The 14,239-nt window shown below is 70.4% G+C and carries 7 protein-coding genes and 1 pseudogene; 4 read left to right on the top strand and 4 right to left on the bottom strand.

Features of this window, described 5'->3' with window-relative positions; all coding sequences use genetic code 11:
- Positions 1 to 3 precede the first annotated feature (3 nt).
- Both JEQ17_RS44285 and JEQ17_RS44280 read right to left on the bottom strand, forming a co-directional pair.
- The gene (locus JEQ17_RS44285) at positions 4 to 2,163 is read right to left on the bottom strand and encodes a sulfatase (protein ID WP_325176315.1); all 2,160 of its coding nucleotides are present in this window, start codon (positions 2,161 to 2,163) and stop codon (positions 4 to 6) included.
- 203 nt (positions 2,164 to 2,366) lie between these two features.
- The gene (locus tag JEQ17_RS44280) at positions 2,367 to 3,869 is read right to left on the bottom strand and encodes an acyl-CoA synthetase (protein WP_200400567.1); all 1,503 of its coding nucleotides are present in this window, start codon (positions 3,867 to 3,869) and stop codon (positions 2,367 to 2,369) included.
- A 132-nt stretch (positions 3,870 to 4,001) separates the two neighbouring features.
- On the opposite strand from JEQ17_RS44280, the gene JEQ17_RS44275 reads away from it, so the two are divergent.
- Both JEQ17_RS44275 and JEQ17_RS44270 read left to right on the top strand, forming a co-directional pair.
- Entirely contained in the window at positions 4,002 to 6,407 is a 2,406-nt protein-coding gene (locus JEQ17_RS44275) for a penicillin acylase family protein (protein ID WP_200400565.1), read from the top strand.
- 203 nt (positions 6,408 to 6,610) lie between these two features.
- Positions 6,611 to 7,795: pseudogene (locus JEQ17_RS44270) on the top strand (acyltransferase family protein); the annotation flags it as partial.
- A gap of 197 nt (positions 7,796 to 7,992) precedes the next feature.
- On the opposite strand, the gene JEQ17_RS44265 reads toward JEQ17_RS44270, so the two are convergent.
- Together JEQ17_RS44265 and JEQ17_RS44260 are read right to left on the bottom strand one after the other, a co-directional pair.
- On the bottom strand, positions 7,993 to 9,543 hold the full coding sequence (locus tag JEQ17_RS44265) for an acyl-CoA synthetase (protein WP_200400561.1): 1,551 nt from the start codon (positions 9,541 to 9,543) through the stop codon (positions 7,993 to 7,995).
- Entirely contained in the window at positions 9,540 to 10,649 is a 1,110-nt protein-coding gene (locus JEQ17_RS44260) for an NAD(P)H-dependent flavin oxidoreductase (RefSeq protein ID WP_200400559.1), read from the bottom strand. The genes JEQ17_RS44265 and JEQ17_RS44260 overlap by 4 nt, the downstream gene beginning before the upstream one ends.
- A gap of 200 nt (positions 10,650 to 10,849) precedes the next feature.
- On the opposite strand from JEQ17_RS44260, the gene JEQ17_RS44255 reads away from it, so the two are divergent.
- Both JEQ17_RS44255 and JEQ17_RS44250 read left to right on the top strand, forming a co-directional pair.
- Positions 10,850 to 12,637: a serine hydrolase gene (locus JEQ17_RS44255; RefSeq protein WP_200400557.1), complete on the top strand. Its 1,788-nt coding sequence runs from the start codon at positions 10,850 to 10,852 to the stop codon at positions 12,635 to 12,637.
- 271 nt (positions 12,638 to 12,908) lie between these two features.
- Complete coding sequence (locus JEQ17_RS44250) at positions 12,909 to 14,237, top strand: CHAT domain-containing protein (RefSeq protein ID WP_200400556.1); 1,329 nt, start codon at positions 12,909 to 12,911, stop codon at positions 14,235 to 14,237.
- Positions 14,238 to 14,239 lie beyond the last annotated feature (2 nt).

Here is a 14,239-nt window from a genome sequence, read left to right as displayed (position 1 = left end):
CCGCTACCGCTTGGCGGGCGTCGAACCGTACGCGGTCAGGAAGCGGTCGCGGAAGGAGTCCATCCGCCACACCGGCGCCGACTTGTCGGGCTTGATGCCGTCCGTCCAGCCCCAGTCGTCGATCTTGTCGAGTACGGACTTGTCGTGGGCGACGATCGAGACGGGCACGTCCCGGCTGGCGTTGCTGCCGCTGACACTGGCCAGCGGCTGGTGGTCGCCCAGGAAGACGAGGACGGTGTTCTTGCTGCCGTACTTCACCACGTAGTCGATGAGGGAGTTCACCGAGTACTGGATGGACTTGCCGTACTCCTCCTTGACCTTCTTGGAGTCGTAGAACACGTCCGCGGGGTCCTTGCCCGCCTTCTCGATGCCCTCGTAGACCGAGCCGTCGCCGACCTGGTCCCAGGGGATCATCTTGGGGATCGGCGCCCAGGGCTGGTGGCTGGAGGTCAGGATGATCTCCGACATCAGCGGCTTGTCGCGCTTCTTGCCGTGCTCCAGACGCTCGAAAGCGCTCAGGGCGTACTGGTCGGGCATGGTCGACCAGCTGAACTTCGGGCCCTCGTAACCGAGTTCCCGGGAGTCGTAGACGTTGTCGAGGCCGTAGAACTTGCCCTCCGGCCAGTTTTTCTGGACGCCCGGCATGACGCCCACGGTCCGCCAGGCGCCGGTGCGCTGGAAGGCTCCGGTGAGGGTCAGGTGCTCGCCCGCGGTGACGGTGCGATAGCGGTTCTGGTTGTTGATCCACAGGCCCGACAGGAAGGTCGAGTGGCCGAGCCAGCTGCTGCCGCCGTACGTCGCCGAGGTGAGCCAGCCGCTCTTGGCGGAGTAGCCGGCCTTGGTCAGCGCCTCGTTCTTGGCCGTGAGCGTCGCGTCGACGCCCGCTGCGGTGGCCTCGTCCTCGATCGCGCTGCGGCCGTAGCTCTCGATGAAGGCGATCATGACGTCCTTGCCGCGCAGATCGGTGAGGAGCTGGTCGCCCGGGGTACCGCCGAAGGCGTCCTTCTTCGCTTCCTTGGCGAACGCCGCCTCGTCCTTGAGGGTCGCCTGCACCCGGTTCACACGGTCCTCGACGCGGGCGACCGTCGTCCTGGCCGCGATCCCCGGACCGGAGAGCTGCAGGCCGAGCGCCGCGCAGGTGACCCAGGCGGTCCCGACCACCAGGGTGAGGCGGCTGGCCGCGTCACGGTTGCGGGTCATGACGTTGCTCACCCGGAGCACCGCCAGGGTCATCACGACGAGCACGATCAGCACGAGGACCACGACCGCGATCACGGCGCCGATCGCGCCGCCGTTGCCCATCGTGTCCTTGAGGTAGGACTGCGCGTCGTCGAACAGGACCCAGTCGAGGACCACGTTGAATCCTCGGCCGAGGAACATGTTGAAGCCGACGTCGAGGAGGTTCAGGACGGTCAGCACGCCGAGGATCGCGCCGGAGAGGATCGCCACCACGATCCGGGGCCTGCGCGGCAGGACGATGAGGACGGCGGCGCCGAGGACCGCCTCCACCGGGATGCGCAGGAACACGCCGGGCGTGAACTTGTCGGCGGAAGTCGGCATGAGGAGCGCGAAGCAGACGAGCAGGAGGGACAGGGCCGTGACGGCCCATCCCACGTTCCGCGCGGCGACCGCGTGCCGGTCCCGCCACTTGCGGGGGGCGGGGGCGGCGGGTTCGTCCGGGGTCTCGGCGGGCTGATCACCGGCGGAGATGTCCGAGTCTGCGGTGTCCGAGTCGGAGGTGTTCTGGTCGGATGTGTCCTGGTCGGATGTGTCCTGGTCGGAGGCGGTGCCGCCCTCGTCTGCGGGGTCCTTCTCGACGGCCGCGTCCGCCTCGTCGGCGGAGGTCTTCCGGGCGGTCCCGCTCTCCTCGGCCGCGGGGGTCTTTTCGGTGGCCGCGCTCTCTTCAGCCACAGGAGTTTCCGCGGAGGCTGCCTCCCTCTCCGCCTCGGTCTTCTCGTCGGCCTCGGTCTTCTCCTCGGCCTGAGAGGTCTCGTCGGTCTCGTCGGTCTCGGAGGGAGTGTCGGTCTCGTCGGTCTTGTCGGAGACCGTGGGGACGTCGACCGCCGCCTTCTCTTCGACAGGCGTGTCGACCGGGGTGTCGGCGGGCGTGTCCGCCGGAGGAGCCTCCGGCGTCACGTCGGGTTCCGGGGTTGTCCGGTCCATGTCCGGCAGCTGGCGAGAGTTCGTGGTGCGCGACAACCCGAAGGTCCTTCCGTGCGAAACCCGGTGGTGATGCGGCGGGCCAGGCTCGGGTAGTCGGGCCGCCGTTACTGGTACGGCTCACCGGCGGATTCAGTTCAACGACCGAGGAGCCGACCACCAGGGATTCAACCACCGGGCATGTGACCGTCGCGCCCGGCCGAAGGTCAAACCTCTCCCAACCGGTCCCGCAGCTCCCGCTTGAGGATCTTCCCGCTGGCGTTGCGGGGCAGTTCGTCCACGAACAGCACCCGCTTCGGCGCCTTGAAGTGGGCGAGGTTCTCGCGCGCGTGGGCGACCAGTTCGTCCTCCGTGACCGTGCCACGGCGGACGACCACCGCGGTCACGGCCTCGATCCAGCGGTCGTCCGGCAGCCCGATCACCGCGACCTCGGCCACCTCGGGATGCGTGTAGAGCGCGTCCTCGACCTGCCGCGAAGCGACCAGGACGCCCCCGGAGTTGATGACGTCCTTCACCCGGTCGACGACGGTGAAGTATCCCTGGGCGTCCCGCACCACGAGATCGCCGGAGTGGAACCAGCCGTCCCGGAAGGCCTCGGCCGTCTCCTCGGGCTTGTCCCAGTAGCCCTCGCACAACTGCGGTGACCGGTAGACGACTTCACCGGACGTGCCGTCGGGCACGTCCTTGCCGTTCTCGTCGACCACTCGCGCGTCCACGAACAGCACCGGACGCCCGCAGGAGTCCAGGCGCGCCTTCCTGTGCTCGTTCGGCGCGAGGACCATGGACAGCGGGCCGATCTCGCTCTGGCCGAAACAGTTGTAGAAGGCCAGCTTCGGAAGCCGTTCCCGCAGCCGTTCGAGGACGGGCACCGGCATGATCGACGCCCCGTAGTACGCCTTGCGCAGCCCGCTCAGGTCGCGGGTCGCGAAGTCGGGGCGGTTCGACAGGCCGATCCACACGGTGGGCGGCGCGAAGAGGCTGTCCGCGCGGCCGGCCTCGATCAGGTCGAAGAGCTGCTCGGCGTCGGGTGCGTCGAGGATGGTGTTCCGCGCGCCGACGGCGAGATACGGCAGCAGGAACACATGCATCTGCGCCGAGTGGTACAGCGGCAGCGAGTGCACGGGCAGATCGCCCGCGCTCAGGTCGAGGGCGGTGATCGCGCTCAGGTACTCGTGCACCAGCGCGCGATGCGTCATCATCGCGCCCTTGGGCAGGGCCGTCGTCCCGGAGGTGTAGAGCAGCTGCACCAGGTCCTCGGTGCGCGGCTCGGGACCGTCGTACGGGGGTGTCGACTCCAGTCGCGCGAGCAACGAGTCGTCGGAGTCGCGCAGCGGCATCACCCGTACGCCGTCCGGGAGTCGGTCCGCGAGGTCGGGGTCGGCCAGGACGAGCGTGCTGCCGGACTGGCCGACGATGTACGAGAGGTCGTCGCCCGTCAGGTGCTGGTTGACCGGTACGTGTACGAGCCCGGCTCGCGAGCAGGCCAGGAAGCCGATGAGATACGCGTCCGAGTTGTGGCCGTAGGAGCCGACCCGGTCGCCGGGGGCCACGCCCGAGGAAATCAGCACCTGGGCCGCGCGGGAGACGGCCTCGTCGAGTTCGGCGTACGTCCAGGAGCGGTCGCGGTAGGTGACCGCTGTGCGCTCGGGGGTGCGTCGGGCACTGCGTCGCAGCACCCCGTCAACCGTGCTGCCGTGTCCAGGCGTCATGACACGTGATCCTCGTTCCGTTCCGTGAGCGGGGTCAAGTCCGGTACGAGAAGGTCAGGACCCGAGCGCCTGCCCCGCGTACATCGTTGTCACGCTCAACCGCCCCTTCCCTCAATGATGTTGGGAGGCACGATGCGTACCCGTCTGAGACAGTTCGTCGTCACGGCCGTCGCCCTGGCCACCGCCTCGGCCGCGCTGCCGGCCGCCACGGCTCAGAGCCAGGACCGTCAGGAACGTCCCGCGCACGGTGGTCTGTCCGCCACCGTCCGCTATACCGAGTACGGCATTCCGCACGTCGTCGCGAAGGACTACGCGAATCTCGGCTTCGGCACCGGCTGGGCGCAGGCCGCCGACCAGGTGTGTGTGCTCGCCGACGGCTTCGTGACCGTCCGCGGGGAGCGCTCCCGCGTATTCGGCCCCGAGGAGGAGCCGGACCGCTCGCTCTCGTCGGCCGGCGAGAACCTCTCCAGCGACCTGTACTTCCGCGGGGTGCGGGACGCCGGCACCGTGCAGAAGCTGCTGGACCGGCCCGCGCCCGGAGGGCCGAGCCGTCAGGCGAAGGACCTGATGCGCGGCTGGGCGGCCGGCTACAACGCCTGGCTGAAGCAGAAGCGGATCAGCGACCCGGCGTGCAGGGGTGCCGCCTGGGTGCGGCCGGTCACCGCGCTGGACGTGGCCACCCGCCTGTACGCCCTGTCCGTGCTCGGCGGTCAGGGCGGCACCGTCGACGACATCACCGCCGCGCGGCCGCCCACCGGCTCCGCCACCCCGGCCGCCCGTACCCCGGACTCCGAGGACCTGGTCCGAGCCGTGCGCGATCTGCTGCCCGACGGCTCGATGGGTTCCAACGCGGTCGCCTTCAACGGCAGTACGACGGCGAACGGCCGTGGGCTGCTGCTGGGCAACCCGCACTATCCGTGGCAGGGCGGGCGCCGGTTCTGGCAGGCGCAGCAGACGATCCCGGGCGAGCTGAACGTCTCGGGCGGCTCGCTGCTCGGCACACCGACGATCTCCATCGGCTACAACGCACATGTGGCGTGGAGCCACACCGTCTCGACCGGTGTCCCCTTCACCGTCCATCAGCTCACGCTGGTTCCGGGCGATCCGACGGCCTACCTGGTCGACGGCACGCCCGAGCGGATGACCGAGCGAACGGTGACCGTCCCGGTCAAGGACGGCACGCCGGTGACCCGATCGCAGTGGTGGACCCGCTACGGCCCGGTGCTCTCCTCCCCCGACGGCGATCTCCCGCTGCCGTGGACCACGACGACGGCGTACGCGCTGAACGACCCGAACGCGGCGAACCTGCGCTTCGCCGACACGTCCCTGGGCTTCAGCAAGGCGCGCAGCACCGCCGACGTCCTCGGGTCACTCACCCGGAACCAGGGTCTGCCCTGGGTGAACACCATCGCGGCCGACTCCTCGGGTCACACCCTGTTCAGTCAGTCGCAGGTACTGCCCCGCGTCACGAACGAGTTGGCGACCCGCTGCTCGACCGCGCTCGGCAAGGCCACGTATCCGGCCGCGGGGGTCGCGGTCCTCGACGGTTCACGCGGTGACTGCGCGCTCGGCAGCGACGCCGACGCCGTACAGCCGGGGATCTTCGGCCCCGCGCGGATGCCGACGCTGAAGGACGCGCCGTACGCGGAGAACTCCAACGACAGCGCCTGGCTGGCCAACGCCGACCGGCCGTTGACGGGTTACGAGCGGATCTTCGGCACGGTCGGCACCCAGCGCTCGTTGTGCACGCGTGGCGCGATCGAGGACGTGGCCGCCATGGCCGAACGTGGTGGACTGACCGTCAAGGACCTCCAGCGCCAGCAGTTCGCCAACCGGGTGCCCGCGGGTGATCTCGCGGCGGACGCCGCCGCCCGCGCGTGTGCCGCGCTCCCGGGAGGGACCGCAACGGGCAGCGACGGCAAGGCGGTTGACGTCTCGGAGGCCTGCGGTGTCCTCAAGGCGTGGGACCACTCCATGGACACCGACAGCAGGGGCGCGCTGCTCTTCGACCGGTTCTGGCGGAAGCTGATCAGGGCGGTGCCGGGCGCGCAGCTGTGGAAGGTGCCGTTCTCGGCGGCGGACCCGGTCCGCACCCCGAACACGCTGAACACGGACGCACCGGGCTTCGCCGGGGCCCTCGCCGACACCGTGGCCGAGCTGCGTACGGCGGGGATCGCCCTGGACGCGAAACTCGGGGCGAACCAGTTCGTCGTACGCGGTGGTCAGCGCATCCCGGTTCCCGGCGGCACCGAGTCGCTCGGTGTGTGGAACAAGATCGAGCCGGTGTGGAACGCGGCGAGCGGCGGCTACAGCGAGGTCAGCATGGGGTCGAGCCACATCCAGGCGGTCGGCTGGGACGGCAGTGGCTGCCCGGTGGCCCGGACGCTCCTCACGTACTCCCAGTCGTCGAATCCGAACTCGGACCACTTCGCCGACCAGACGCGGCTGTTCTCGCGCGAGAAGTGGGTGACGTCCCGCTTCTGCGAGAAGGACATCCTCTCCTCGCCCGCGCTGAAGGTGGTGCGGGTGCACGAGTAGGCAGGTAGACGTGTGGCCCCGCCCCGGCCGGGGCGGGGCCACACGCATGCGCACCGCCCGGCCTGTCATTGACCATCCGCGACAAAGGGCGCGTAATGGTACTTATGGACAGCGGGCCCCTGATCCGGCCTCCACCGCCGGCACGGTCACCCTCCGTACCTGCACCACTACCCGCATCGCGGACATCGGCCGGTCCACGGCGGTTGGCCTGGCTGGACGCGTTGCGTGGCATCGCGGCACTCGTCGTGGTGTTCGAGCACGCGTCGTACTCCTTCATGCCGGAGTTCCGTCAGGAACTGATGCCGCAGTTCAACACCGGCCGGTACGGGATCCTGGTGTTCTTCCTGGTCAGCGGCTATATCATCCCCGCGTCGCTGGAGCGCCGGGGCTGTGTCCGGACGTTCTGGATCGGCCGGGTGTTCCGCATGTACCCGCTGTGGGCGATGGCCATTGCCGCCGTCCTCGCCGTCAACCTCCTGGGCCTGGCGAACATGCGCGACTTCGGGCACCAGGACACGGCCACGGCGACCGTCGCACACGTCGGCCTGCTTCAGGAGCTGCTGGGGACGCCCAGTGTCCTGCTCGTCCTGTGGACGCTCTCGTACGAGATGGCCTTCTATCTGCTGGTCGTCGCGCTCTTCACGGTCCGTCTGCACCAGCGGTCGGCGGCGGTCGCCATCGTCCTGGCCGTGCTCGCCGCCGTCAGCGTGGCGGCAGGCATCACGCTGCCGGATGCCGCTCTGTCCGGCCTCGTCGGCACGGGCCTGCTCATCGGACTCGCCTCGGGCGCCCTGATTCTCGCGATCTGCTGTGCCAGCACCGGGTCGCCCGCGCTTCGCGTGTTCGGCGGTGTGCTGGGCGGGGTGCTGGCACTCGTCCTGGTCCCGCTCAACGGCACGGTCCCGCTGTGGGAGGGCCTGATCATCCTCGCCGTGATGTTCCTCGGCACCGCTGTCCACCGGGCCGAGAACGGTCAGAGCTCCTGGTGGTGGGCGGGCTGCACGGCCGCGGTGGTGGTCGCCTGTGCCGTGGCCGGCGCGTACTGGAACACCGACGAGGCCCCCTTCACCCGGCAGGGCTGGATCCTGGCGTTCCTGCTGGCCGTGCTCACCTTCGGTGTCACGCTGGCGTGGCGCCACCGGCGGATACCGCACTGGCTGATCTGGCTGGGCACGATCAGTTACTCGGTCTATCTGCTGCATCCGGTGCTGCTGGCGGTGAGTGACGGCACGATCGGCCGGTGGCCGCGGGACAACCCCGTACTCGTGGTGGCGTTCCTTGCGTTGCTGCTTCCGCTGTGCGCGCTGACCTATCGGTACATCGAGGCTCCGGGCCAGGCGTGGGGCCGGAAGCTGGCCCGCCGTGTCGAGCCGTCGCGCCGGACACCCGCCCCGCGGGTACGCCCCAAGAAGCCGCAGGTGAGCCCCGGGAAGCCGCCGATACCTCCCGAGAACCCACCTGCGGCGCGTCACACCACCCGTCACGCCGCACGTCATGCCGCACGTCATGCCACACGTCACGCCGCACGTTCCATCGCCCCGGACCGAGCAGCTGTCCAAGGCGATGTGTCCGTCGGATCCCGAGCTCACACGGGACGGGTCCGCCCCTCCCAGTACGGGTCCCGCAGTCGCCGCTTGTAGAGCTTGCCGTTGGGGTCGCGCGGCATCGTCTCGATGAAGTCGACGCTCTTGGGCCGCTTGTATCCGGCCAGCTGCTCCTCGCAGTGCTCCAGGATCGCGGCGGCCAGCGCCTCGCCCGCCTCGAAGCCGGGGGCGGGCTCGACGACGGCCTTGACCGCCTCGCCCCAGTCGTCGTGCGGAATCCCGAAGGCGGCGGCGTCCGCGACGGCGGGGTGGGTGAGCAGGGCGGCCTCGATCTCGGCGGGGTAGATGTTGACCCCGCCCGAGATGATCATGTCGATCTTGCGGTCGCGGAGGAAGAGATAGCCGTCCTCGTCGAGATATCCCAGGTCACCGACGGTGAAGAAGTCCCCGATGCGGTTCTTCCTCGTCTTGCTCTCGTCCTTGTGGTACGAGAATCCGCCCGTGCTCATCTTCATGTAGACGGTGCCCAGTTCACCGGGTGGCAGCCTGTTCCCGTCGTCGTCGAAGACGGCCAGCTCGCTGATGGGCCAGGCCTTGCCGACCGTGCCGGGCTTCTTCAGCCAGTCCTCGGCGGTCGCGAAGGCGCCGCCGCCCTCACTGGCCGCGTAGTACTCCTCGACACTGTGGCCCCACCACTCGATCATGGCCCGTTTCACGTGGTCCGGGCACGGGGCGGCGCCATGGATGGCGTGCCGCATGGACGACACGTCATAGGCCGCCCTCGTTCCGTCCGGCAACGCGAGCAGGCGGTGGAACTGGGTCGGGACCATATGGGTGTGCGTGCACCGGTGGGCGTCGATGAGCCGCAGCATCTCCTCGGGCGTCCACTTGTCCATCAGCACCAGCCGGTGCCCGATGTGCAGGGACGCGCCCGCGAACTGGAGGACCGCGGTGTGATAGAGCGGCGAGCACACCAGATGCACGTTGTCGTCGAACGGCTTGATGCCGAAGATGCCGAGGAAGCCACCGAGGTACGTCTCCTCGGGGAGCTTGCCGGGCAGGGGCCGCCGGATGCCGCGCGGGCGGCCCGTGGTCCCGGAGGTGTAGTTCATGACCCAGCCGAGCGTGCGGTCCTCGGGCACCGACTCGGGCTGCCCGTCGAGGAGTTCGGCGTACGCCCGGAAGCCCTCGACCGCGCCGACCGCGTACCGCCGCTCCTCGGGGAGCTTCGCCTCGTCGGCCGCGTGGCGTGCCGCGTCGGCGAACCGCTCGTGCGCGATCAGCACCTTGGCGCCGGAGTCGGAGACGATCCAGGCGATCTCGGGGCCGACGAGGTGGTGGTTGACGGGCACGAGATAGAAGCCGGCCTGCGAGGCGGCGAGGAACGCGGTGAAGAACTCGACACCGTTGGGCAGTACGACGGCGAAGGCGTCGCCGCGTTCGAGCCCGGCGGCACGCAGTCCGTGCACCAGCCGGTTGGTCTCGGCGTGCAGGCGTCCTGCGGTCCATTCCTCGCCGTCGGTCGCGATGAGGACGGTGCGCTCGGGGTCGGCGGTGGCCTGGGCCCAGAAGCCGTTGGGGGGCTGGCTCACTCGTGGCTCCTTCCGGCGATGCGGTTGAGTCGGTCGACGGCCTTCTCGAAGTCGCGGGTGAGGTCGTCGACGACTTCCTGGACGCCGCGTTCGCTGTTCATCCGGCCGACGATCTGTCCCACGGGCGTCCCCAGCAGCGGTTCGACCTCGTGCCGCTGGATCCGCGAGACCGCGTCGGCGACCAACAGCCCCTGCAGGGGCATGGGGAGGGTGCCGGGCCCGTTGGGGTCGTCCCAGGCGTCGGTCCATTCGGTACGCAGCTGACGTGCGGGTTTCCCGGTCAGCGCGCGCGAGCGGACCGTGTCGCCCGACCCCGCGGCGAGCAGCTTCCGGGTCAGGGCGCGCGAGTGCATGTCGGCCTCGGTGACGGTCAGCCATATGGAGCCGAGCCACACACCCTGGGCTCCGAGGGTGAGCGCGGCGGCCATCTGTTGTCCGCTGCCGATGCCGCCCGCCGCGAGCACGGGCAACGGGTCCACGGCCTCGACGACTTCGGGCGTCAGGACCATCGAGGCGATGTCACCGGTGTGGCCGCCGGCCTCGTAGCCCTGCGCGACGACGATGTCGATGCCCGCCTCGGCGTGCTTGCGCGCGTGCCGGGCGCTGCCCGCGAGCGCGGCGACGAGCACGTTCTGCTCGTGGGCACGCTCGATGACGTCGGCGGGTGGTGAGCCGAGCGCGTTGGCCAGCAGCTTGATCGGATAGTCGAAGGCGACGTCGAGTTGGTTGCGGGCGACCTGTTCCATCCAGCCGGTGATGCGCCAGCCGGAGGCCTCACCCTCGGCGAGTTCGGGCACTCCGTACTTGGCCAGGGTGTCCTTCACGTACTGGCGGTGCCCCTCGGGGATCATCGCCTCCACGTCCGCCTCGGTCACGCCCTCGACCTTCTTGGCGGGCATGACGACGTCCAGTCCGTACGGCATGCCGTCGACGTGCGCCTCGATCCAGTCGAGGTCGCGTTTGAGGTCGTCGGGGGCGGTGTAGCGGACCGCACCGAGCACGCCGAACCCGCCGGCCCGGCTGATGGCAGCGGCGACGGCGGGGAACGGCGTGAAGCCGAAGAGGGCGTGCTCGACTCCCAGTTTCTTGCTCAGCTCCGTCTGCATGGGCGCAGGATGCCGCAGTCCTCCGGACGAAGGAAGACCTTTTCTGATGGGTCGTCAGTTTCCATCGGTTTTCCCGAACCCGGACCGGTCCGGACGGCACCGTTGACACACCCCTCGTCCGACACAAAAGTTTCACCGAGCACAGCGGACTCGGAAAGATACTTTCAGGCGGCAGCGGCGGCACAACGGGAGGCTCCTCGATGACGGACAGAGCGGGCGGCGGGCCGACCCGTCGTCAACTGGGCCGGGGTTTGACCGCGTTGGGCGGCGCGCTGATCCTCGCGCCCCTCCCCTCGGCGTCGGCGGCACCCGCGACCGTCGCGAGGAACGGCGACGCTCACGGCCGCCCGACCCTGCGGCACGGCTCCGCCGAACGCGCCGGACTGCTCCCCGCCCAGCTGCGCCAACTCGTCACCGACGCCGAGACGTTCCTCGGCCCCTCCCCCAAGTACCCCTGGTACGCGGGCGCCGTGCTGCTCGCCGGACGCGGCGGTACGGTCGCGCTGCACCACCCGATCGGCAAGGCGGTGCGCTACTCGGCGTACGACGAGAAGACCGACACCGCCGTGGAGTTCCCCGCCGAGCGGCAGATCGCGATGGCGCGGGACACGGTCTTCGACCTCGCCTCGGTGTCGAAGCTGTTCACGTCGATCCTCGCGGTGCAGCAGATCGAGCGCGGCGCACTGGAGTTGGAGGGGAAGGTCGCCTCCTACCTCCCGGACTTCGGCGGCGCGGGCAAGCAGGACATCACGATCCGTCAACTGCTCACCCACACCTCGGGGTTCCGCGCCTGGATCCCGCTCTACAGCGCGCCGACGTACGAGGAGAAGCTCCAGCTCATCTGGAAGGAGGCGCCGCTCAACCCGCCGGGCACCAGGTACCTCTACTCGGACCTCAATCTGATCTCGCTCCAGCTCGTGCTTGAGAAGATCACCGGTCGTGCCCTGGACGCCCTGCTGCGAAGCGCGATCACCGATCCGCTCGGGATGCGCCGCACCCGCTTCAATCCGCCCGCCTCCTGGAAGCCGAAGATCGCCGCCACCGAGGACGCCCGCAAACCGTGGTCCGGGCTCGACCGCGGCCTGGTCTGGGGCGAGGTGCACGACGAGAACGCGTTCAGCCTCGGCGGTGTGGCGGGCCACGCCGGTGTCTTCTCCACCGCGTGGGACCTGGCCGTCCTCGGCCGGACGCTGCTCAACGGCGGCGTGTACGGCAGGGCGCGCATCCTGGAGCCCGAGTCGGTGGAGTTGATGTTCACCGACTTCAACACGGCCTTCCCGGGCGACGAGCACGGCCTCGGCTTCGAGCTCTACCAGCACTGGTACATGGGCGCGATGGCCACACCACGCACCGCGGGCCACACCGGCTTCACCGGCACCTCACTCGTACTCGACCCGACGACCGACTCGTTCCTCATCGTGCTCGGCAACTCCGTTCATCCGGTGCGCAGTTGGCGTTCGGGCTCGGCTCCCCGGGTGGCCGCCGCCAACAACCTGGCCCGCGCCGTGCCGGTCCGCCCCGCGCGAGGACGTACGGCCTGGTACTCCGGCATGGCGACCGCCACGTCCGCCACGCTGACGCTGCCCGCGCTGGACGTCGGCGCGGGAGCCCGTCTGCGGTGCGCCCTGTGGTGGGACACCGAACCGCAGGCAGACGCCCTGTTCCTCGAGTCCTCGACGGACGGGGGCACGACGTGGCGTCCGGTGCCGTTCACCACCGTCCGGCACGGCGAGGCCGCCCAGGACCATCCCACCGGTTCCGTCACCGGCTGGTCGGGCCGGACCTGGCACCGGCTCTCCGCGGATCTCCCCGAGTCCCGGCAACTCGCCCTCCGCTGGCGGTACACGACGGACCGGCTCTACGTCGGCAGAGGCGCGTACGTGGACGCGCAGCGCGTCGCGGACGGCGACCGGGTCGTCTTCGACGAGGCGAGGCCCGCGGACGCGGCACGGATCGAGGCGGCGGGCTGGACGGCGTCCAAGGACTGACGGGCGTATGAGAAAGCCGGTCGACCCCGACAACTCGGCGCCGCGGTCGCACGGCAGCCGGCCACGACCACCGCCGGTGAGGGACAGCGGGCGGACGCCGGTCGGCCACCAGCGGCGGCAGCCGTCTACGGAGGAGAGCCGACGGGCGCGTCGTACATCCTCCGCAGAACCGCCGAAGCGCGGGCGGGCGCCGGTGCGGCTGCCTACGCTGGTCCTCCCGGGCTGCGTCTACGCCCTGGCCTGGAGCATTCGCCGCACAGGCAGGTGTCTCATGACCGACGCTTCCGCTCCACCTCCGTCCGAGGCCGCCTCGGGTCCCGGGCTTCGGGAACGCCGCCGTGCCGCCAGGGCGGAACTGGACGACGCCATCGCCGCCGTGCGTGAACTCCCCGGTCACGAGGGCTTCCTGGCGCCTCCGGGGTTCTCGACGGCCGCCGCCGTCAGCCGGGACGAGCCGCTGGTCTACCTCGCGGCCACCTTTCGCGGGGGCACGGCCCTGTGCGTGCTCGGCCCCGGCGTCGTTCCGGTCCCGCTGCCCGATCTCACCGAGCAGGAGGTGAGCGGACTGACGGGCGCGTACGAGGACGCCCGGGCCGGATGGCGGCGCGACCCCGAGGCAGGGCTCCGGCACTGGCGGGAGACGCTGGACCAGGTGTGCCGTCGGCTGTGGGAGATCGTCGTCGCTCCGCTGCGCGAGACGTTGCGGCTGACCCGTGCCACTCTCGTCCCGTGCGGACAACTCGGCCTGCTGCCGCTGCACGCGGCCTGGGAGCCGGTAGCGAGGACAGGGACCGAGCCCGCGGCCGGGACCGGGCGACGGTATCTCCTCGACGACGTCACCGTCTCCTACATCCCGAACGCGCAGGCTCTGCGGGCGGCCCAGGACGTGCGGAACGCGGTGCGCGGGCACCGGCTGCTGGCCGTTGTGGAGCCCGCGCCGGTGACCGCGGACTCCCTCCCGCTGACGGCGAGCGAGGCTGCCGCCGCGGTGGCCGCGCACCCCGGTGCGACGGTGTTGTCGGGCCGGGAGGCGACGGCGGCCCGCCTGCGCGCGGCTCTCCCCGACGCCGACGTCCTGCACTTCGCGGGCCACTGCCGCTCCGACATCGACGACCCCATGTCCAGCGCCCTGCTCATGGCCGACGACGAACCGCTGACGCTTCGCCAGATCATGGACCTGCCCCTGAAGCTGCGGCTCGCCGTGCTCGCCGCCTGCGACAGCGGTGTCGCCGGGCAGCGGCTGCCCGACGAGGTGATCGCCCTGCCCACCGGCCTTCTGCAGGCAGGGGCGGCAGGCGTAGTGGCCGGGTTGTGGGCCCTGGAGGACGGCGCGGCGGCCATGCTGCTGGCCGAGTTCCACCGCGTGTGGCCGAGGGAACATCCCGAGCCGGCCGACGCGCTGCGTGCCGCGCAGCTGTGGCTCCGCGACACGACGAACGGTGAGAAGGCCGCCGTGTACGAGGCTGCGCGCTCCTCGGGCGACTGGCTCCCGCCGGAGGCCGCGCGGGCGCTGCACACCCGGGTCGCCTGGGAGGAACCCCGGGCACGGGCCCATGCGGCGATCGACCAGTGGGCGGCCATGGTCCTCGTAGGGGTATGACC

The organism is Streptomyces liliifuscus (genome assembly GCF_016598615.1).
GTDB classification, from domain to species: Bacteria; Actinomycetota; Actinomycetes; order Streptomycetales; family Streptomycetaceae; genus Streptomyces; species Streptomyces liliifuscus.
The sequence above is the reverse complement of the archived record's forward strand: the minus strand, read 5'-3'. Positions and strand labels throughout refer to the sequence as shown.